Below are 20,989 nucleotides of genomic sequence, written 5' to 3'. Positions count from 1 at the left end.
CGTTATCCACCCGCTCATGGGGGGCTCAGAACAGGAAGTAACGCTGCGCCATCGGCAGCACCTCGGCCGGTTCGCACCACAGCAGTACGCCGTCGGCCTTGACCTGATAGGTCTGCGGGTCGACCTCGATGTCAGGCAAGTAATCGTTGTGGATCAGGTCGGTTTTCTGCACCGAGCGGCAACCCTTGACCACGGCGATCTGCTTTTTCAGGCCCAGGGCTTCGGGCAATCCGGCGTCCTGGGCGGCCTGGCTGATAAAGGTCAGGCTGGTAGCGTGCAGGGAGCTGCCGAAGCTGGCGAACATCGGGCGGTAGTGCACCGGTTGTGGTGTCGGGATCGAGGCGTTGGCGTCGCCCATCAGGCTGGAGGCAATCGCGCCGCCCTTGAGGATCAGTGTCGGCTTGACCCCGAAAAAAGCTGGGCGCCACAGCACCAGGTCGGCCCATTTGCCGACTTCGATAGACCCGACGATATGGCTCACGCCGTGGGTGATCGCCGGGTTGATGGTGTACTTGGCGATGTAGCGCTTGATGCGGAAATTGTCGTTGCCCGGGCCATCGCCAGGCAGGGCGCCGCGCTGGCGTTTCATCTTGTCGGCGGTCTGCCAGGTGCGCGTGATCACCTCGCCGACACGGCCCATGGCCTGGCTGTCGGAGCTGATCATCGAGAACGCGCCGAGGTCGTGCAGGATGTCTTCGGCGGCGATGGTTTCGCGGCGGATGCGGCTTTCCGCGAAGGCTACGTCTTCGGCAATGCTCGGGTCCAGGTGATGGCAGACCATCAGCATGTCCAGGTGTTCGTCGATGGTATTGCGTGTGAACGGCCGCGTCGGGTTGGTGGAGCTGGGGAGCACGTTGGCGAAGCCGCAGGCCTTGATGATATCCGGCGCGTGCCCCCCACCGGCACCCTCGGTGTGGTAGGTGTGGATGGTGCGGCCCTTGAGCGCGGCCAGGGTGGTTTCAACGAAGCCGGATTCGTTGAGGGTGTCGCTGTGGATCGCTACCTGCACGTCGTATTGGTCGGCGACGCTCAGGCAGTTGTCGATGCTCGCGGGTGTGGTGCCCCAGTCTTCGTGCAGCTTCAAACCGATGGCGCCGGCCTTGACCTGTTCGATCAACGGCTCCGGCAGGCTGGCGTTGCCCTTGCCGGTAAAACCGATGTTCATCGGGAACGAATCGCTGGCCTGGAGCATGCGCGCCAAGTGCCAGGGGCCGGAGGTGCAGGTGGTGGCGTTTGTGCCCGTGGCCGGCCCCGTGCCGCCGCCGATCATGGTGGTGACGCCGCTGGTCAGCGCTTCTTCGATCTGCTGCGGGCAGATGAAATGCACGTGGCTGTCGATGCCGCCGGCGGTGAGGATCATGCCCTCACCGGCGATCACTTCGGTACTGGCGCCGATGGCCATGGTCACGCCGGGCTGGATGTCCGGGTTGCCGGCTTTGCCGATGGCGTGGATGCGCCCGTTCTTCAGGCCGACATCGGCCTTGACGATGCCCCAGTGGTCGATGATCAGCGCGTTGGTGATCAGCGTGTCGACGACTTCATGGGCGAGTAATTGGCTTTGACCCTGACCGTCGCGGATGACCTTGCCGCCGCCGAATTTGACTTCTTCGCCGTAGACGGTGAAGTCCTGTTCGACTTCGAGAAACAGGTCAGTGTCGGCCAGGCGGACTTTGTCACCGACGGTGGGGCCGTACATGTCGGCGTAGGCTTGTCTGGAGATCTTCATGTGTCTGCCCTGAAATATTTGTGTTGAATGTGAAATAGCTATCGCAGGCAAGCCAGCTCCCACATGGGACTGTGTTCACACATTTGGATTTGTGAATACAGTCCCATGTGGGAGCTGGCTTGCCTGCGATGAGGCCCTAGAGATCACCCATAATGCGTCCGGCAAAACCGAACACCCGCCGCCCACCGCTCAAATCCACCAACTCGACCTCACGACTCTGCCCCGGCTCAAACCGCACCGCTGTCCCCGCCGGAATATTCAAACGCATGCCACGGCTCGCCGCACGGTCAAACGTCAGCGCGTCATTCGTCTCGAAAAAATGATAATGCGAGCCCACCTGGATCGGCCGATCGCCGCTGTTGGCTACGCCAAGGGTGACGGTACGGCGGCCGACGTTGAGTTCGATCTCGCCAGGCTGGATCTGATATTCGCCAGGAATCATGCAGGTTGCCCCAGGGTCTTGAAGTAGATAGCGGTCGGGCTGTAGCGCCCGTCCGGGCTTTGGCAGTAGTCGGGCAGTTCGCCGACCTTGGTGTAGCGCAGCGACTGGTAGAAGGCTTCGGCGCCGGAGCCAGCCTCGGTGTCCAGGTACAGCAGGCCACGTTTGTGCTGGCGCGCGGCGAGTTCCAGGGCGTTCATCAATTGCTGGCCCAGGCCATGGCGCCGAGCGCGGCTGTGCACCAGCAGTTTTTGCACCTCGGCGCGGTTCAGGCCGTTGGCCTTCTGGCACAGCGCCAACTGCACGCTGGCGATCACCTCTTCGTCGCGCACCACCACCCACAGCAGCAGGCTGGCGTCTTCAATACTCGCCTGCACGCCGTTCAGATAAGCACGCGCTTGAGCCTCATCGAAATCGGCCATGAAACCCACTGAAGCGCCATGCTTGACCGCGTCCAGCAACAGCTCGATCAAGCCCAGGCGGTAGTGGGCAAAACTTTCAGCATGGACTCGACGCAGTTGAGCAGCGTTCATCGGTGTCACTCCTGGGGCGGTTCTGCGCCCGGATTCAAGGCAAGCTGCATAAAGGTGAGGTCGAGCCAGCGGCCAAACTTGATCCCCACTCGCGGCATCTGCCCGGTGGTGATGAACCCCAGGCGTTCATGCAGGCGGATAGAGGCCTGGTTGCCACTTTCGATGGCGGCGACCATCACGTGTTTGCCGCAGGCGCGCGCGCGTTCGATCAGCGCTTCCATCAAGCGCGGGCCCAGGCCCTTGCCGCGTTGGTCGTTGCGCACGTACACCGAGTGTTCGACGCTGTAGCGGAAGCCCTCGAACGGGCGCCAGTCGCCAAACGCGGCGTAGCCCGTGACTTCGCCGTTTTCCACCGCCACCAGGATCGGATACCCCAAAGCCTGGCGCGCGCTGAACCAGGCCTGACGGTTGGCCAGGTCCACCGGTTGTTCGTTCCAGATCGCCGTCGTGTTCAGCACCGCATCGTTGTAGATGTCGCGGATCGCAGGCAGGTCCTGCTCGGTTGCATCACGAATCATGGCCGGCCTCTTACGCAATGGGTTGGTGGACGGTGACCAGCTTGGTGCCGTCGGGGAAGGTGGCTTCTACCTGGATATCCGGGATCATTTCCGGGATACCTTCCATCACCTGCTCGCGGCTGAGCAGGGTGGTGCCGTAGTGCATCAGGTCGGCCACGGTGCGGCCGTCGCGGGCGCCTTCCATCAAGGCGGCGGAGATGTAGGCGATGGTTTCCGGGTAGTTGAGCTTCACCCCGCGCGCCAGGCGACGCTCGGCTACCAAACCGGCGGTGAAGATCAGCAGTTTGTCTTTTTCCCGTGGGGTCAGGTCCATGGTTCAAGGTCTCTCTTAGACAGCATTCTTATCAACAATGGAGATCCAGTGTGGGATCTTCATGTGCTCCAGATTCTCGGTGATACCGCTTCCCTGCCTAATACGGCCGGGCGCAACACGCGCCATAAATCAATCAACCACCCCCGTGCCAGCAGCGCTTCGCTGGCCAAACAACGGGCCACCAGCAAGCCGGGCAATTGGGTGAGATCGCCACGCACCGCGTGGGGCAGGGCGCGGCAGGTTTCCAGTAATTCAGGGTCAATATCAGCGGTCAGCAACAGCGTGGCAAACACCGGTTGTCCGTCCAGGCCGATAGGTGAATCGAGCAAACCGTCGGCGCCCACAATGCGCTGGCGCTCATGCCAGAGCAACTGGCCGTCGCGGCGGATATCCAGGTGCGACTGGAAGTGGCCCAGGTCAAAACGCTCGCCACTGGCCGGGCGACCGAGGGCGACCACGTCCCAGTAGAACAGTCGCGCATCGCCTTGCAGCTCAATGCGCGTGGTGAGTTCGGCCTGGGCGGCGCTGAATACAATGGTTTCCTGGGGTAGCCATTCCAGCGTCGCGCCGGCTTCGACCCTGAGGTCGAGCTGCTGAAACGCCGGCCCGTTGGCGCGGTACCACTTGGCCGCGCCGGGGCTGGTCAACTGTGCCCAGGCACCGGCACCGACGTGGGCGCTGATGTCCAGGCGATCGCCACCGGCAATCCCGCCCGGCGGGTGCACGATGATGTGCTGGCACACCTCGGGGCCTTCGGCATACAGGTGTTTTTGCACGCGCAGCGGGCCGAGGTGGCGACGCATCACCGGGCGCGTGGTGTCGCCGAAACGCGCGTAGCCGAGTTCCAGCTCGGCGTGCCAGCTGGGGGTGAACAGGGCGGAAGTAAGGGGCAGGTTCATGTTGTGTGCTTATCGTCAGGACGCTACAGGTTAGATCGTAACCAGGCCGCGTACACCCTCGCTTTCCATATTTTCACCACGGCCCTGCTGCACGATTTCACCCCGGGACATCACCAGGTATTGATCGGCCAGTTCCGCGGCAAAGTCGTAGAACTGCTCGACCAGCAGGATTGCCATATCGCCACGCTCAGCGAGTTTCTTGATCACCGCGCCGATCTCCTTGATCACCGACGGCTGGATGCCTTCGGTGGGCTCATCGAGGATCAACAGGCGCGGACGGCTGGCCAGGGCCCGGCCGATGGCGAGCTGTTGTTGCTGGCCGCCGGACAGGTCACCGCCACGGCGATGCTTCATTTGCAGCAACACCGGGAACAATTCGTAGATGAAGGCGGGCACTTCCTTGGCTTCTGAGCCCGGAAAACGCGAGAGCCCCATCAGCAGGTTTTCTTCCACGGTCAGCCGACCAAAAATCTCCCGGCCCTGGGGCACGTAGGCAATCCCGGCATGCACGCGCTGATGCGGCTTGAACCCGGTGATGGCCTTGCCTTCCCAATTCACCACGCCTTCCTTGGAGGGCAGCAGACCCATCAGGCATTTGAGCAGGGTGGTCTTGCCTACGCCGTTACGGCCGAGCAGGCAGGTGACTTCGCCGACTTTCACATCAAAGGACAGCCCGCGCAGGATGTGGCTACCGCCGTAATACTGGTGCAACTTATCGACTTGCAGCATATTCAACTCTCCTCAGCGACCGAGATAGACCTCGATCACCCGCTCATTTTCCTGCACCTGCTCCAGCGACCCTTCGGCCAGCACGCTGCCTTGGTGCAACACGGTCACGTGGTCGGCAATCGAGCCGACAAACCCCATGTCATGTTCCACCACCATCAGCGAGTGCTTGCCCGCCAGGCGCTTGAACAGTTCGGCGGTGAATTCGGTTTCGGCGTCGGTCATGCCCGCTACCGGCTCGTCCAACAGCAGCAGTTGCGGGTCTTGCATCAGGAGCATGCCGATCTCCAGGAACTGCTTCTGGCCGTGGGACAGCAAGCCGGCCGGGCGCTGTGCCGAAGCGGTGAGACGAATGGTGTCGAGCACTTCATCGATACGGTCCTTCTGCTCACCGCTCAGGCGTGCGCGCAGGCTGGCCCACACCGATTTATCGGTCTTCTGCGCCAGCTCCAGGTTTTCAAACACGCTCAGGGCTTCGAATACCGTGGGCTTCTGGAACTTGCGCCCAATGCCAGCCTGGGCGATCTGCACTTCGCTCATACCGGTGAGGTCGAGGTTTTCGCCAAACCAGGCGGTGCCATGGCTGGGGCGAGTCTTGCCGGTGATCACGTCCATCAGCGTGGTCTTGCCCGCGCCGTTGGGGCCGATGATGCAGCGCAATTCGCCGACGCCGATGTACAGGTTCAAATCGTTGAGTGCCTTGAAGCCATCGAAGCTGACGCTGATGTCTTCCAGGGTCAGGATGGTGCCGTGGCGGGTGTTCAGGCCCTTGCCGGCGGCCTGGCCAATGCCGATGGCATCGCGGCCGCTGCCTGCGTCGAAAATAGGTTCAAGCATGACGTTCCTCATTTCTTCAGCAGACCGATAACGCCCTTGGGCAGGTACAGGGTGACGATGATGAACAGCGCCCCGAGGAAGAACAGCCAATATTCCGGGAAGGCCACGGTGAACCAGCTCTTCATGCCATTCACCACCCCTGCGCCCAGCAGCGGGCCGATCAACGTCCCTCGCCCGCCCAAGGCCACCCACACCGCCGCTTCAATCGAGTTGGTCGGCGACATTTCACTGGGGTTGATGATGCCCACTTGTGGCACATACAGCGCCCCGGCCAACCCACACAACACCGCGCTCAACACCCACACGAACAGCTTGAAGCCACGTGGGTCGTAGCCGCAGAACATCAGGCGGTTCTCGGCGTCGCGCAAGGCGGTCAGCACCCGACCGAACTTGCTCTTGGCCAGGCGCCAGCCGATGTACAGGCTCGCCACCAGCAGCAGCACCGTTGCCACAAACAACACTGCCCGCGTGCCCGGCTCGGTAATCCCAAAGCCGAGAATGCTGCGGAAATTGGTGAAGCCGTTGTTGCCGCCAAAACCAGTCTCGTTGCGGAAAAACAGGAGCATCCCGGCGAAGGTCAGGGCCTGGGTCATGATCGAGAAATACACGCCCTTGATCCGCGAGCGGAAGGCGAAGAAACCAAAGACCAGTGCCAGCAGACCAGGCGCCAGCACCACCAGGCACATGGCCCAGAGGAAGTGCTCGGTGCCGACCCAGTACCAGGGCAATTCCGTCCACGAGAGGAAGGTCATGAACGCCGGCAACTCATCGCCGGACGCCTGGCGCATCAAGTACATGCCCATCGCATAGCCGCCCAGGGCAAAGAACAAACCGTGGCCGAGAGACAACATACCGGCATAGCCCCACACCAGGTCCAGCGCGAGGGCGACGATGGCGTAGCAGAGGATCTTGCCCACCAGCGTCAGGGTGTAGGCCGACACATGCAGCGGGTTTTCCGGTGACAGCAAGGAACACAACGGCAGCGCCAGCAGCAGGATCAGGATCACTGCGCCGACGGCAATCGTCACCTTGGGGCCGGCCTTTTGCGCGGCCGTAAGCATCAATGGCTGGTTCATCAGTCGATCACCCGTCCTTTCAGTGCGAAGAGTCCCTGCGGGCGTTTCTGGATAAACAGAATGATCAGCGCGAGGATCAGGATTTTGCCGAGCACGGCACCGATCTGTGGTTCCAGAATCTTGTTGGCGATGCCCAGCCCGAAGGCGGCCATGACACTCCCGGCCAACTGGCCGACGCCGCCGAGCACCACGACGAGGAACGAGTCGATGATGTAGCTCTGGCCCAGGTCCGGGCCGACGTTGCCGATCTGACTCAGCGCCACACCGCCCAACCCGGCAATGCCGGAACCCAGGCCAAACGCGAGCATGTCCACGCGGCCTGTCGGTACGCCGCAGCACGCGGCCATGTTGCGGTTCTGGGTCACGGCACGCACGTTGAGGCCCAGGCGAGTCTTGTTCAGCAGCAGCCAGGTCAGCACCACCACGCACAATGCGAAAGCGATGATCACAATGCGGTTGTACGGCAGCACGAGGTTGGGCAGCACTTGAATCCCGCCCGACAGCCATTCGGGGTTGGACACTTCGACGTTCTGCGCGCCGAACACCAGGCGCACCAACTGGATCAGCATCAGGCTGATGCCCCAGGTGGCCAGCAGGGTTTCCAGCGGCCGACCGTACAGGTGACGAATCACCGTGCGCTCCAGCGCCATGCCGATGGCAGCGGTGACAAAAAACGCCACCGGCAGCGCGATCAGCGGGTAGAACTCAATGGCTTGCGGCACGTAGCGCTGCATCAGCATTTGCACCACATACGTGGAGTAGGCGCCGAGCATCAGCATCTCGCCGTGGGCCATATTGATCACGCCGAGCAGGCCGAAGGTGATCGCCAGGCCCAGGGCCGCCAGCAACAGAATCGAGCCCAGGGACATGCCGCTGAAGGCCTGGCCGAGGAGCTCGCCGACCATCAACTTGCGTTTGACCTGGGCCAGGCTGGTTTCGGCGGCGGTGTGCACGGCGGCATCGGTTTCGACGCCTGGTGCCAGCAGCGCCTCAAGGCGGGTGCGGGCCAGTGGGTCGCCGGTGTTGCCGAGTAAGCGCACAGCGGCAAGGCGCACCACGGGATCAGGGTCGACCAGTTGCAGATTGGCCAACGCCAGGCTGAGTGCCGTGTGCACGTCCTCATCTGTTTCGGCGGCGACCTGCTGGTCGAGGAATTTCAGCTGCGCAGGTTGCGCGCTTTTTTGCAGGGTTTGCGCGGCGGCGAGGCGCACCTTGGGGTCGGCGGCGAGCAGTTGCTGGCTGGCCCGTACGTTGTCGATCAAGCCGCGCAGACGGTTGTTCAGGCGGACGGTTTTGGTCTCGCCGTTGACGGTGAGTTGGCCTTGTTGCAAGGCGTCCACCAACTCGATACGCGCCGGGTCAGGCTGCGCAGCCCAGTCCTGCAGGAGCTTGGCTTGTTGGGTCGGGTTGGCAGACAGGAAGTCTTCGGCGTCGCTGGCGTGTGCGGCGAAAGGCAGCAACAGCAGGGTAGCCAGGATGAAGCGGTAGAAGGCAGTGGGCATATTCGTGGGCCTTGCTCGAACTAATGTGGGAGCCTGGCTTGCCTGCGATAGCGGTACATCAGACAAACCGAGTCGTCTGCATCGCAGGCAAGCCAGCTCCCACAGGGTGTGTGTCTGCACTCAAGTGCCGACACCCCTCGGATCAGTTGCTCTTCACGGCATAATCCGGCTTCTTGTCATTCCCCGGAATGTACGGGCTCCACGGCTGCGCCCGGATCGGTTCCTGGGTCTGCCACACCACCGAGAACTGCCCGTCAGCCTGGATCTCGCCGATCATCACTGGCTTGTGCAGGTGATGGTTGGTCTTGTCCATGGTCAGGGTGAAGCCGGACGGCGCAGCAAAGGTCTGCCCGGCCAGTGCTTCACGCACTTTGTCGACGTCGGTGGACTTGGCTTTTTCAGCCGCCTGCGCCCACATATGGATGCCCACGTAGGTGGCTTCCATCGGGTCGTTGGTCACGGCTTTGTCGGCGCCCGGCAGGTTGTGTTTCTTCGCGTAGGCTTTCCAGTCGGCGACAAATTTCTTGTTGACCGGGTTCTCCACCGACTGGAAGTAGTTCCAGGCAGCGAGGTTGCCCACCAGCGGCTTGGTGTCGATGCCGCGCAGTTCTTCTTCACCCACCGAGAACGCCACCACGGGTACGTCGGTGGCTTTCAAACCCTGGTTGGCCAGTTCCTTATAGAACGGCACGTTGGAGTCGCCGTTTACGGTGGAGATCACAGCGGTCTTGCCGCCCGCCGAGAATTTTTTGATGTTGGCCACGATGGTTTGGTAATCGGCATGGCCGAACGGGGTGTAGACCTCTTCGATATCTTTATCCGCTACGCCTTTGGAATGCAGGAACGAGCGCAGGATTTTATTGGTGGTGCGTGGGTACACGTAGTCGGTGCCCAGCAGGAAGAAGCGTTTGGCGCTGCCGCCTTCTTCGCTCATTAGGTATTCCACTGCCGGAATCGCCTGCTGGTTCGGCGCCGCACCGGTATAGAACACGTTTGGCGACATCTCTTCGCCCTCGTATTGAACCGGGTAGAACAGCAGGCCGTTGAGCTCTTCGAACACCGGCAATACCGATTTACGCGACACCGAGGTCCAGCAACCGAACACCACGGCGACCTTGTCCTGGGTCAGCAACTGTCGGCCTTTCTCGGCGAACAGCGGCCAGTTCGACGCCGGGTCGACGACCACAGGTTCGAGCATCTTTCCGTTTACCCCACCCTTGGCGTTGATCTCGTCGATGGTCATCAATGCCATGTCTTTGAGCGACGTTTCGGAGATCGCCATGGTGCCGGACAGCGAATGCAGGATGCCGACCTTGATGGTCTCGGCAGCCTGGATCGTCCAGGTCATGCCCATGGCGGCGATGGATGCCGAAAGAGTGAAAGCCTTGATCAAGCTGCGACGCTTCATGGTGCGATCTCCGTGACCGATATTTTTATGGGTGGCAGATGAGGGACGTTGCAGAGGTGATAGCAAGGGGTGTGCCGAAGTCGCAAAAGCCTTGAACAGATGGCGTGGCGGGGTAGCGCAAGGTTGCTAGCGCACCAATGTGGCTCCCGGTTGCAGCGGGTGGGCACGGGTCTGTGCCGTAATGGTGCGTGCTGCCAACGCCGGACAACGGTGAGCGCTGATCCCGCAGGCTACTTATCTACCGATTGAAAGACGCGCCCCGCCCTAAGAATGAGGGGCCGGGCGCTATGCCCAGGCATTCTTTCAAGGAGTTGAAATGGCTATCAGATTGTCACGTGAAGAACGCGCTGCGAGTTCGAACCGGGGGGCGGCCAAGCTGCCGCCGCTGAGCCCTGCGTTTGTGAATGAAGCGGACGCCGCCTACTGGGCACACCAGGCAATCGGCGACCGGCGCGATGTCGAGTACGGTGGGGTGATTGTGCGCAGTTCCGCCGGTGACTATTTCGCGACCCAGCCGGTGGCGGGGGCGGGTATGCAGTTTGATCTGCGCGCGGTATTGGGCATCAGCGCCGATGGCTACTATCTTCAGCCAGCGGGCTATACCTGTGTCGCCAGCTACCACTCACACCCTGCGCAGCATGAGTTGATTCTCCAAAGAAACGCCAGTTTTGATGAGCGCATGGCCAAAGCGTTTCTGGGTTTTTTGTCTAGCACGGACTTTTACCGGGATGTGCATGATCGCGACTTTTTCCCATCGTCCTACTTGTCCGGGCCGGATGGCTCGCTGATCCGCCATACCCCCTCCGGTACGCCGGCAGAATTCAGTTTTGCCTTGTGGGTGCAGGCTGGGAAGCCGCCCAATAGCCCGGTGGGGGTGTATGGCGGGTTTGATGAGTTCGTCAAAAAAATAGCCACGTTCGGCTCCTTGAGCTTGATTGTGCCCACCGCGTTGTGGGGCGGCTCCGTTGGCCGAGTACCGGCCGATTGGGTGGTATTCGAACCTTTTTCGTCGTCAGCGCTGACCGAGCAGCCACTGTTCACTGCCGTCTTTGCCCAGGCGCCGTTGGCGCTGGCGGCAGCGCTCTCTTCACCGTCGGCACAGCCTACGGAGCCGCGCGTTGGCGTTGTGCTCAAGCACATCAGCGAAGACCGTTTTATCGCGACCATCGCGTCGCCCAAGCGTGAGCCTTTGTTTGCGCTGGATGCATTGTTTCCAAAGGGGCCTGGCGGCGTGTTGGTGTTGCCTGCCCAGTATCGTCTGGAGGCCATTTACTTCAACGACTGGTACGAGAAGGATGCCGTGGCGGCGAAAGAGCGCTGGCTGGCCAGCGCGTTCTTTTCTCCTGCACAAGTGGTGGCCGCTATTCGTCAGGGGCAAAGTACGCTGGCCCTGCAAAACCCCAGCCGCGGTCTTGACCTCTACATGCGTGCCCATGACGACGCGTTGCTCAAGCTCAAGGTGCCGTCGACAGCACTGGTCACCGAGCTGTTCAAGCCAGATAGCGACGGCCTAATCAGTGACAACGGCGCCCGGGCTGCACTGGTCGCCGGTACGCTGACACCGCGCAACTATTTACGCAGGGTGATCCAAGCCACTGAGCTGTGGGTGGTGCAGGCGGGTAACTTATGGCGTGATGTTGGGCGCGTGGATACGCACTCGCCGCTGTTGGCCCCGAAGTATCCGCAGGCCTTTGGGCGCTCGTTTCTCAGCGCTCGTGATGCGGCTCTGCACGCCCATGAACAAATCGGCAGCCGACGCAGCCTCTATTACGGCGGGTATGTGCTCAAGGGGGCAGACGGCCGTTTCGTGGTCACGCCGCCCCTGCAAAGCATGGGACATCCGTTTTCGTCCACGCTGTTTTTTCCCGTGGGTGACCAAGGGGCGCTGATCCCGATGGAGGATTATGAGCTGCACGCACGCTACGGCTCGCATACGGCGCTGTCGATGGTCCATCCGAACTGGGTCATGCAACGTGGCTGGACGCAGGAAGAAGCGCTGATCAACCTGCAAGTGTTTTCCGATGACGAGATGTACTCGATCATCTCGGATGAACGGGTGGCCTACCTGTCCGGGGCGCAGGATTGTTTGTTGGAGTACGCGCCGACCAATTCGCCTCAGGAACAGTTGCTGCTGGCCAATATTGGCCCTCCGGCCGGGGAGAACCGACTCGGGCGGCGACTCGATCGCGGTGTGATCAGGCCGGCTGATTGGGTGCGGCGACTGGCGGTTGCAGGGGAGTTCAAAATCATCCAGGGCAACACGTTGTGGGGCCCACGTGGGGTTGTCTACAGTGATTGGTCGCCTAACTTCACCTATGCACCCAGGTTCGGACCACTCGATTACGTCCTCTATAGTGCGGTGTTCTCCAGTGGCGATGATGCTGCGCGTAACCTGCATGCGCGTTTGCAGGAACGCACAGTTCCCGAGCCGGCCTGCTATGCGTACATCCTTAAGCATAAAGACCTGCCGCAGTACATTGCGACCGAAGCGGTGGGCGCCGTCAACGCAGGTGCGCTGTTTGAGTTCAATCGCTTGTTCGCTCGCAACCTACGTAATGAACCGATATTGCCCGAGGGCTATGAGATGCACGCCTTGTTCCGGTCGCAGCATTGGTCGCCGCCGTGGCTGAAGGGGGCGAATGCGTGGTTGACGCAGTATTTTGTTACGCCGGAAGTGTTGCTGGTCGCGTTGACCGAAGGCCTGCGCGATAGAGCACAGAGTCTGCCGGTTTACTTTTCCAACCTTGACGGTGCGCTTTTGCGCTATCAGCCATCATTGATCGACGTGAAAGCCGGAGGCCTGGCGGACAACGTGCTGGGGATCGCAAGCACGCAGTTGGAGTCCGGCAAGAAAACGGCGTTGGAGTTTGTTCAGGAATGGATCGCCAAGGGCATGCTTTACGTGGTGCGCGGCAGTCAGCTCTGGGATAGGAGCGGGCAGGTCAAGCCGACGTGGAGTGGCTATGAAACGCTGACGCCTCGACGCCTGAGCCCGGCGTTTGCCTCACCGGATGATGCGGCACGCCATGCCGCGGTTGCGGTCGGCAGCAGGCAGCGCCGGACCTACGGTGGCGTCATCCTCAGGCTGACCAATGGCCTGTTTGTGGCGACTGAACCGTTGGTGGTCCCGGCTCAAGGCCCAACACTGGAGTGGATCTACCCTGACCCCGTGATTGCGACTGGGCTCTATCCAGGGGGCGCGACCCTTGCGGCTTTCTACCAGTCCCGGATGGAACAGGAGGTGCAGATACTGTTGTCGGCTTCTCAAAAAGTCCTTTATCAAAGCATGATCCCCACGGCGGTTTTGGGCAGGCTGCTGACCCGTGAAGCGCACGTTAAACGCCAGTATGTGTTCGGGCCAAATGGCACGATCCTCAGTTATCAGTTGACGGGCGATGTCGAGGAAGCGCTGTTGAGAAACAAGTTGGTCGCTACAACCCCTGGCGCTGGCGACTTGAGTGATAACCCCATCGAACGACAACTGCGCAGTGGAGCACTGCTACCGCAGGCATTTATCGATCAAGTGGCACGGGCCGGCAATTTGCGTGTGGTGGAAGGCAATGCAGTGTGGGGCAGTCCCAGACGGATACAAATCGGGTTTGTGCCGAATCAGTACCGCGCTGGCCCATTGGAGGTGCGCGATGCTGAAGCCGACTCACCGTGCGGCCCGATCTTTACCCGCGCACTCGATGCGGTTCGGCATGTCTACCGTAATTGGAACGCACAGGCTCAGGTTGCCGTCGGTTATGTGCTCAAGGCGTTTGGCAAGGAGCTGTACATGACGACCCTGCCGCTTGTCAGAGACCGTTATGACGATTTGAAACCGGTCTTTGTCAAGGGCCAACTACCCCAAGGCTATGTGTTGGCGGGTTTGTACTTGTGCGCGTCGACCGAAACCATCGCTGCCGCTGACGATGAAATGGCCCAGCACTTCTTTGCGCCGCCGGCCATCTCCAAAGCGTTGTCATTCATGACGACGCCACGCAACGGCGAGGCATTGCCGCTGTACCTGCTATGCGCTGACCGTGCACTGCTTTGGTATACCGTGCCCAAGAGCGCGCCCGTGTCCGAATGGGCAAGCAATGTGAGCCACGATTCGGCGCGACTGCGCGAGGGCTCGTTAACCGTACTCGACTATGTGCGCCGGCTGGCAGCCATGGGGGATTTGCGCATCCGGGTCACCAGTGAAATATGGGGGCGCAAGGAGCAGGTCACGACGCTATGGTGGCCCAAGCGGCCGCCGCATTCGTTCACTGCCGACCCCCATTTCCATTCATTCTGCGGGCCGTTGTTTTTTTATGCCGATGACGCAGCCCGTTACGCTCAGCGTTTGATCGCGCCCTTTGCCGGTAAAACGTACCTAGGCGCGGTGCTGATGCCTCCGAAAATGACCGGGTTTGTCGCGATCGATCCCGTGGAGGACAGCCCCGGTTTTGGTAACAGTACGCTGGAGTTGCTGTTCTGGACGGGGCATGCCGGGTTCGACGTACCGGCTGAGAATGTGCTGCGCAATTACAAAGTTGCGGCGGTGCATGCCTTCTACAAGTCCATCCCGTCGAAGCCCAATCTCAAGCCGCTTGACCTCGTCCTGTTACCTAATTTTATCTCCAGCGACGTACTGAACCGCTACCTGTCTGTGGTGCTGAGTAACCAGCCCGACGCCGAGCGTATTTACCTGTCCTGCCAGCATGGTGCCCTGCTCAAGTACATACCGGCGCTGACGGCGGCCGAGTCGACGATACTCAGTGCCCGGCCAGCGCCTTCCCCGAGTGCGCTGGTCAGTCGTTTGAGGCAACTGGGCAGCCTGTCGGTGCTGGTCACTGATACGTTCTGGAGAAAACGTGGGCCGTTGGGTGATGAATGGGCCGCGATAGATCCGGATGTAGGCGAGCCCTGGTATGGCCATCAAAAAGATGAGCTTTGATGACGGCGTTTGTGCGCTTCATCGTGAACCTGAGACCGATTGATGCTGGCCAAAAAAGCGTGACAGCACCAGGCGATCCAGCGCCCACACGACGATCAGCGATGCACCCACCAGCGGAAAAATGATCGCCAGCCCGAGCATGATCACCATCGCGGTTTTCCATCTCGGCAGGTCATGGCGTAACGGCGGAACCCCCAGGCCGCCCTGTGGCCGGCGCTTCCACCAGATCACTACACCGCTGACGGCACTGAGCAGGATCATCAGGCAGATCAGCAACACGATGATCTGGTTGACCGGGCCGAACATCTTGCCTTCGTGCAGCATCACGCCGGTTTCGGTGGCGCGGGCGACCAGGTTGTAGTGCTCCCAACGCACATCGGCGAGCACCTTGCCGGTGTACTGGTCCACATGCAGGGTGGCGTCGTTGCGCGGATCGTTGGCGAACACCGCAACGGTGAACACGCCTTCGGCGGTGGTGGGGAAGGTGATGCTGTAGCCGGGCTCGACCTTGCTCGCGGTGGCCAGGTCGACCACCTGTTGCAGGCGCAAGGTGGGCGCGGCCGGCGCGGAGTGCATCGCGCCGTGATTCATGTGCTCCGCGTGGTCGCCGGACATGGGCATAGGGGTGTTTTCCATGGCCCAGGGCACGGTCTGTTGCGTTGCGGTATTGAGTGCTCGCGCCTGCTGGTCGGACTGCGGCACGTTGTTCCACATGGCCGCCGGGAACCTGTTCCACAGGTCGGCGTATTGCTTGCCCCAGAAGCCGGTCCAGGTCATGCCGCTGAGCAGCATCACCAGCAACAGTGACGCGCCCCAGAAGCCGGTGACCGCATGCATGTCGCGCCAGAACACCCGGCCACGACTGCTGAACCGCGGCCACAAAACGCCTGCCGAAGACTTGCCGCGCGGCCACCACAGGTACAGGCCCGACACCACCAGCATCACGCCCCAACCGGCGGCGAGTTCCACCAGGCGGTCGCCGACGGTGCCGATCATCAGCTCGCCGTGCAGCGCGCGGGCGATGGCTTGCAGGTTGTATTTGGCGTCCTGCTCACCGAGCACGGTGCCGCGATACGGGTCGACGAAGATCGTTACTTCGTGGCCGCCGTTATGCATCACGAACTGCGCGCTGCTGGTGGCGTTGGCCGGCGGCAGGTATTTGCTGATGGCGCCCTGAGGGTAAGCGGCCTTGGCGCGTTGCAGTTGTTCGTCGGCGCTCAGGGCGTGTTCGGCGGCGGGTACGGTGAGCAGGTTGCCGTACATCAGCGGGTCGAGCTGGGGTTTGAACAGGTAGATGATGCCGGTGAGGGCCAGCAGCACCATGAAAGGCGCGACGAAGAGGCCGGCGTAGAAGTGCCAGCGCCAGGCCAGGTTGTAGAAGGAAATTTTTTGAGTGGTCATCAGGTGCTCCGCAAAGGCTTTAATTTTTGTCGTCAGGTATGCCGCTATCGCGGGCCAGCCCGCTCCCACAGGTGGATGCATTTCGCCTGTGGGAGCAGGCTTGCCTGCGATGCTTTTAGAAGCTCATGTCCACCTTGGTCCACAGGGTGCGACCAGGCTCCTTGATGGCCTGCGGGTCATTGGCCGGGTAGCCGAACCCGGCATTGCCGGCCAGGTTCAAGTGCTCGGCGTAGGCCTTGCCAAACAGGTTGTCGACGCCGCTGCTGACCTTGAAGTGCTTGTTGATGCGGTACGCCGCGTTCAACGAGAACACGCCAAAGCCGCCGCTCTTGTCGAAGTCCTTGCCGACCACGTTGCCCTTGTTCTGATCGATGCGGTTCTGCGCGGCGACCACGCGCCACAGGGCGCCGGCACTCCAGTTGTCCTCGCTGTAGGTGAGGCCCAGGCGTGCGTCCAACGGCGGCATTTGCGGCAGCGCCTTGCCGTCGCTGCTGTTCTTGCCCCAGGCGTAGGCGAGGGTGGCGTCGGCCTTCCAATGGCGCGTCAGTTTGTACGCCGCGCCCAGTTCACCGCCCATGATGCGGGCGTCGACGTTGCGCGCCTGGGAGGTGGTGCCCATCATCCCTGGCCTGTAGTCGAACAGGATGAAGTCCTGCACCCGGCCGATGTAGCCCGAGGCCCAGGCTTCAAGCGCCTCGGCTTTGTATTGCGCGCCGAAGTCGAGCTGGGTGGTTTTCTCTGGCTTTACGCCGTCAAAGGCATTCACCGAACCCGCCGCGCCGGTGTTGGGGGAAAACAGCTCCCAGTAATCCGGGAAACGCTCCGAGTGGCCCAGGCCCGCGTAGAGGGTGGTAGGGCTGTCGGCCAGGTCGTGTTCATAGCGCATAAAGCCGGACGGCAGGGTATCGGCGCGGGTGTCGTCGGCGGTCGGGTTGGCGCGAGTGTTCATGCCGGAGCCGGTGGTTTGCCGGAAGTCCTTGGCCGAGGCACGATCCAGGCGTGCGCCAGTGATCAGGCGATCGCGGTCGGCGGCGTACCACGTGAGTTCGCCGAACACGCCGTAGTTGTGGAAGTTGGCGTCCTTGACCTTGGGGAGATCCTTGTAGGTGTCGATGCCCATGCTGCTGCGCTGGCGGTGTTCGTTGGTCTGCGCGTCCAGGCCGCTGATCAGTTGCACATCGGCCCAGCGCCAGGTGGCCTTGATCCGCGCGCCGAGGGTACGCCGGTCGACGTTGGAGGCCATCGGCCCGGCCATCATGCCGGTGCCCGACGGTGTGCGCAGGCTGTAGTTGTCCATCACGTGGTCAGCGTAGTTGTAGTAGACCTGGGCCTCGACCTTATCCAGCACGTCGCCGATGTTGGATTTTTCGAAACGCAGCCCCAGGCTTTCGCGCAGGAACTGCGAACCGTCCATACCGCGCCCGGCGTAGCGTGCCTCGCCATCGCCACGGCCGGCGGTGAGTTCCAGCAGGGTGTCGGCGTCGGGGGTGAAACCGACGGCTACATCACCGTTCCACTTGTCGTAGCGCGAGGCGACGGTGTCGTTGTTGCTGTCCTTGTAGTCATCGGCATGCGCCTGGTTGCCAATTACCCGTACATAGCCCAGCGGCCCACCGGCGGCGGCATCGATGACCTTGTCGAAGCGTCCGTTGGAACCGGCCAGCACACTGGCGTTGAGGCGCGTGCCCAACTCGCCGAACTGCTCCGGCTCGCGCTCGAACAACACGGTGCCAGCGGATGCGCCGGGGCCCCAGAGCACGGTTTGCGGGCCTTTGATCACGGTGAGCTTGTCGTAGGTTTCCGGCGAGATGTACGAGGTGGGCGCATCCATACGGCCGGGGCAGGCGCCGAGCATCATGCTGCCATTGGTGAGGATATTCAGGCGTGAGCCGAACATCCCGCGCAGCACCGGGTCGCCGTTGGTGCCGCCGTTGCGCACCAGCGCAAAGCCCGGGATGGTCTTGAGGTAGTCACCGCCGTCACTGGCGGGCACCGGTTGACGCGGGTCCTTGGGGTTGGTGACCACGGTCAGCGGCGAGCTGGGGGCGATCGCGGTGATGACGGTGGGGGTGAGCTCGTGCTCGGCGTGCTCATCGGCATGCGCCTGTGGAACCAGAAGAGCGCCGCATAGAACGGCGAACACAGGAGTGCTTCCCAAACGGGTGTCAGCAGAAAACCTGGACATGACAAATTCCATCAATCAATCGTAAACAACACGGCCAGCAGCCTGCGGCTGTCTGTCTAAAGTCGGCCGGGGTGAAGTAACGGTGCTAAGTGCTTACGAGGCGATGGGCGGCGCGCGACTGCGGGCGCCGGGGAAGATGCTCTGCCGGGCGTGGCCCAGGCGCGTGGCGGCGGTGAGGGCGTTGGCAGGTGCCGGGCTGCTTAGGGTGAACGTTGAAATGCCGCCAGGCAGGGCGGGGCAGCTGTAGAGCAGGTCGCAATAGCCGCACTTGGACCAGAGGGCGTGGTGTTCGTCAGCGGCCTTTTTGTGATGGGAATCGCCATGGTCCATCGGCATTTCCATCGACATGCCGGCGTGATGATCCATCGGCATCGCTTGGGAAATCAGCGGACCGATAAAGATCATCAGCATGGCGAACAGGCTGATCCAACTGCCGCGCATTACGCGGTGGCGTGGAGACAGCCTGGCGCGAGGGGCGCCCATCTGGAGTCTGCCTATTGGGCGTGTTTATGCTCGTGTGTGGCCATTGGCGGCACCTTCTGCACCGACACTTCCACCTCGACCTTGCCGGCCTTTTCGAAGGTGAGGGTCAGCGGGAATTGCTTGCCGTCGGCCAACAGGCTGCGGTCTTTGAGGCCGAGCAGCATCACGTGATACGCCATCGGCGCAAAGGTCAGCTCGCCTTTTGCAGGTACGGCGACGCTGGGCACCTGCTGCATCTTCATCAGGTCGCCCTGCATCACATGCTCATGCAGCTCGGCCTTGTCGGCCACTGGCGTCTCGACGCTGAGCAGACGGTCCGGGGTAGCACCGGTGTTATGAATCACGAAGTACGCCGCAACAGTCGGCGCGTTGGGCGGCAATTCCTGGGACCAGGGATCGCTGACCAACAGGTCGCCGGCCTTGTAGTCATCGGCATTGGCAGCACTGAACACCGGCAGCAACAACGCAGCCAGAAGCAGGGAAGATTTGAGCATGGCAGTTCTCCAGAACGGTTCTAAACGCAGTTCACTTGCGAAGAAGATCAGACCGTTGGAGAGGCACGGGGGTTGAGGCTCGGCCATTGCTGGCGCGGGGTAGGGTTTTGCAGTGGGGGCTGCGGCAGGTTTTGCACCGCCTCGAACCGCGTGACATACAACTGCGGCACATGCCCCGGCAACGCCACCAACGGCGCGGAGCCTGAGCAACACCAGCAATGCTGCATGGTGGAGTGATCGTCCTGTTGTGGCGCCGGAATTTCCAGCGTGCCCAGGGCAATGGTCTTCAGGCTGGCGCCATTGGAGGAACAGAAACTGCCCCAGAGCAGTCTCTTGACCGGATCATCGGCTTGCTGCATCGCACTGGCCATCGGCATGGCAAAGGCGTTGAACAGCACTGCAAGGCAGGCGATCCAGGCGATTGCAAAGCGTTGACGGGCCATGGCGGACAATCCGTAGGGTTAAACGATCAGGGGGGTATTTAGCCTGATCGGTGGGGATAAGTAAAAAGGGTGGGTGTGGTTTGGTGTCGCAGTGACTGGTTACAGGATAGACGGGAACCACGGATTGCCAATTTTTGCAGATTGGGCGCGATGCTCAAGGTGCTGCGCAAACCTGTGGGAGCTTGCTTGCCTGCGATGGCATCGGGATCTGCGCATTTTTTAATGGCTTAAGAGCAATTTGTAGTGAGCGGGCTTGTCCCGCGCTGGGCTGCGAAGCGGCCCTAAAACCTGGCATCGCGTGTTACCTGAAAAGCGCGGTGGCCTTATTGGGGCCGCTTCGCAGCCCAGCGCGGGACAAGCCCGCTCACTACATTGTGTCGACAGCGTCGACACAATGGGTGACGTAGGGCCGCAAATTATGCAGTGGGAACTCCGTGGACCTGCATATCAACACCCAGGGCTTTTCTAATCACCGCAAAAATTGCCGCGAGGTTATCCATGCTTGGATTGCCACTGGCCGACAGCATTCGGTGCAGGCTTTTACTCGGTTTGGCCGTTTCTTTCGCAAGGCCTTCAAAGCCTACTGTGGCGTTGACCAGATCACGCAGAATGACACGTGAAACTTCCGGCTCACCATTTAGAAACAACGTAGCAGCCTCATCAAGGAGAGCCTGGGCAAATTCAGGGTCGCGCTGAGCACGTTCGGCGATGGTGTGTTTGTAGCTGCGGGTGAGCGCCATGTCGGTTACCTCTGTTGTTTCAATTTCTTGTCACGCTGATGTTCATTGATCAGCGACTTCACGACTTTGATATCGCGCTTTTGACTGGACTTGTCGCCACCACCGAAAAGGATGATTAGTCGGTGGGCTTCTTGTATCAGATAGATTCGCAGGCCTGGTCCCCAGTCGATGCGGTATTCGCCCAACCCATCGAACCACTTGATGTTGCTGGTGTTGCCCATTTCAAGTCGAACCAAAGCGGTGGAAACTCTGGTGGCTGCCGGCACACTCAAGGATGAAAACCACTCATCGAACGGGCTGGACTGGTTATCGCGTCGGTATTCTTCAATCTCAATCATTAGC

At 61.3% G+C, this 20,989-nt stretch carries 19 protein-coding genes; 1 reads left to right on the top strand and 18 read right to left on the bottom strand.

The genetic code is table 11. The features are described from left to right. Nucleotides 1-25: 25 nt before the first annotated feature. The 11 genes from ureC to urtA all read right to left on the bottom strand — a co-directional run bounded on the left by ureC (nt 26) and on the right by urtA (nt 9,977). On the bottom strand, nt 26-1,726 hold the full coding sequence (gene ureC / locus BFP95_RS06885) for an urease subunit alpha (protein ID WP_065874314.1): 1,701 nt from the start codon (nt 1,724-1,726) through the stop codon (nt 26-28). A gap of 136 nt (nt 1,727-1,862) precedes the next feature. Continuing rightward, nucleotides 1,863-2,168, bottom strand: a complete 306-nt coding sequence (locus BFP95_RS06880) for an urease subunit beta (protein WP_065874313.1) — start codon at nt 2,166-2,168, stop codon at nt 1,863-1,865. Continuing rightward, the gene (locus tag BFP95_RS06875; RefSeq protein ID WP_065874312.1) at nt 2,165-2,698 is read right to left on the bottom strand and encodes a GNAT family N-acetyltransferase; all 534 of its coding nucleotides are present in this window, start codon (nt 2,696-2,698) and stop codon (nt 2,165-2,167) included. The genes BFP95_RS06880 and BFP95_RS06875 overlap by 4 nt, the downstream gene beginning before the upstream one ends. A 5-nt stretch (nt 2,699-2,703) precedes the next feature. Next, nucleotides 2,704-3,216, bottom strand: a complete 513-nt coding sequence (locus BFP95_RS06870; protein ID WP_065879923.1) for a GNAT family N-acetyltransferase — start codon at nt 3,214-3,216, stop codon at nt 2,704-2,706. Between the two features lie 10 nt (nt 3,217-3,226). Further along, complete coding sequence (ureA, locus tag BFP95_RS06865; protein ID WP_003171437.1) at nt 3,227-3,529, bottom strand: urease subunit gamma; 303 nt, start codon at nt 3,527-3,529, stop codon at nt 3,227-3,229. A 59-nt stretch (nt 3,530-3,588) separates the two neighbouring features. Beyond that, a complete protein-coding gene (locus tag BFP95_RS06860; RefSeq protein WP_065874310.1) occupies nt 3,589-4,428 on the bottom strand; it encodes an urease accessory protein UreD in 840 nt (279 codons plus the stop codon). Nucleotides 4,429-4,458: 30 nt separating this feature from the next. Beyond that, nucleotides 4,459-5,157, bottom strand: a complete 699-nt coding sequence (gene urtE, locus BFP95_RS06855; RefSeq protein WP_049710245.1) for an urea ABC transporter ATP-binding subunit UrtE — start codon at nt 5,155-5,157, stop codon at nt 4,459-4,461. Between the two features lie 12 nt (nt 5,158-5,169). Next, entirely contained in the window at nt 5,170-6,003 is an 834-nt protein-coding gene (gene urtD, locus BFP95_RS06850) for an urea ABC transporter ATP-binding protein UrtD (RefSeq protein WP_162490584.1), read from the bottom strand. Continuing rightward, entirely contained in the window at nt 6,000-7,067 is a 1,068-nt protein-coding gene (gene urtC, locus BFP95_RS06845) for an urea ABC transporter permease subunit UrtC (RefSeq protein WP_065874309.1), read from the bottom strand. The genes urtD and urtC overlap by 4 nt, the downstream gene beginning before the upstream one ends. Beyond that, nucleotides 7,067-8,569 carry an urea ABC transporter permease subunit UrtB gene (gene urtB / locus BFP95_RS06840; RefSeq protein ID WP_065879924.1) on the bottom strand — a complete coding sequence of 501 codons (1,503 nt, stop codon included), beginning with the start codon at nt 8,567-8,569 and terminating at the stop codon, nt 7,067-7,069. The genes urtC and urtB overlap by 1 nt, the downstream gene beginning before the upstream one ends. A gap of 142 nt (nt 8,570-8,711) precedes the next feature. After that, on the bottom strand, nt 8,712-9,977 hold the full coding sequence (gene urtA, locus BFP95_RS06835) for an urea ABC transporter substrate-binding protein (protein WP_065874307.1): 1,266 nt from the start codon (nt 9,975-9,977) through the stop codon (nt 8,712-8,714). A 316-nt stretch (nt 9,978-10,293) separates the two neighbouring features. Between urtA and BFP95_RS06830 the strand changes: the two genes are divergently transcribed. Then, on the top strand, nt 10,294-14,901 hold the full coding sequence (locus BFP95_RS06830; protein ID WP_065909663.1) for a DUF4329 domain-containing protein: 4,608 nt from the start codon (nt 10,294-10,296) through the stop codon (nt 14,899-14,901). An 18-nt stretch (nt 14,902-14,919) separates the two neighbouring features. Here the strand turns inward: BFP95_RS06830 and BFP95_RS06825 are convergent, their stop codons facing one another. The 7 genes from BFP95_RS06825 to BFP95_RS06795 form a co-directional block, all read right to left on the bottom strand. Next, a complete protein-coding gene (locus BFP95_RS06825) occupies nt 14,920-16,302 on the bottom strand; it encodes a PepSY-associated TM helix domain-containing protein (RefSeq protein WP_065909662.1) in 1,383 nt (460 codons plus the stop codon). A gap of 115 nt (nt 16,303-16,417) precedes the next feature. Beyond that, nucleotides 16,418-18,487 carry a TonB-dependent copper receptor gene (locus BFP95_RS06820; RefSeq protein WP_065909660.1) on the bottom strand — a complete coding sequence of 690 codons (2,070 nt, stop codon included), beginning with the start codon at nt 18,485-18,487 and terminating at the stop codon, nt 16,418-16,420. A 93-nt stretch (nt 18,488-18,580) separates the two neighbouring features. After that, nucleotides 18,581-18,970: a DUF2946 domain-containing protein gene (locus tag BFP95_RS06815; protein WP_065909658.1), complete on the bottom strand. Its 390-nt coding sequence runs from the start codon at nt 18,968-18,970 to the stop codon at nt 18,581-18,583. An 11-nt stretch (nt 18,971-18,981) separates the two neighbouring features. After that, entirely contained in the window at nt 18,982-19,464 is a 483-nt protein-coding gene (locus BFP95_RS06810; protein ID WP_049710236.1) for a copper chaperone PCu(A)C, read from the bottom strand. 47 nt (nt 19,465-19,511) lie between these two features. Further along, a complete protein-coding gene (locus BFP95_RS06805; RefSeq protein WP_065874302.1) occupies nt 19,512-19,907 on the bottom strand; it encodes a DUF2946 domain-containing protein in 396 nt (131 codons plus the stop codon). A gap of 416 nt (nt 19,908-20,323) precedes the next feature. Then, the gene (locus tag BFP95_RS06800) at nt 20,324-20,647 is read right to left on the bottom strand and encodes a helix-turn-helix domain-containing transcriptional regulator (protein ID WP_049710234.1); all 324 of its coding nucleotides are present in this window, start codon (nt 20,645-20,647) and stop codon (nt 20,324-20,326) included. A 5-nt stretch (nt 20,648-20,652) separates the two neighbouring features. After that, nucleotides 20,653-20,985 carry a type II toxin-antitoxin system RelE/ParE family toxin gene (locus tag BFP95_RS06795; RefSeq protein ID WP_058423566.1) on the bottom strand — a complete coding sequence of 111 codons (333 nt, stop codon included), beginning with the start codon at nt 20,983-20,985 and terminating at the stop codon, nt 20,653-20,655. Between the last annotated feature and the right edge of the window lie 4 nt (nt 20,986-20,989).

The sequence above is a fragment of the Pseudomonas sp. 58 R 12 genome (assembly GCF_900005865.1).
Lineage (GTDB): Bacteria > Pseudomonadota > Gammaproteobacteria > Pseudomonadales > Pseudomonadaceae > Aquipseudomonas > Aquipseudomonas tritici.
This window is presented reverse-complemented; position numbering and strand designations above follow the sequence as displayed.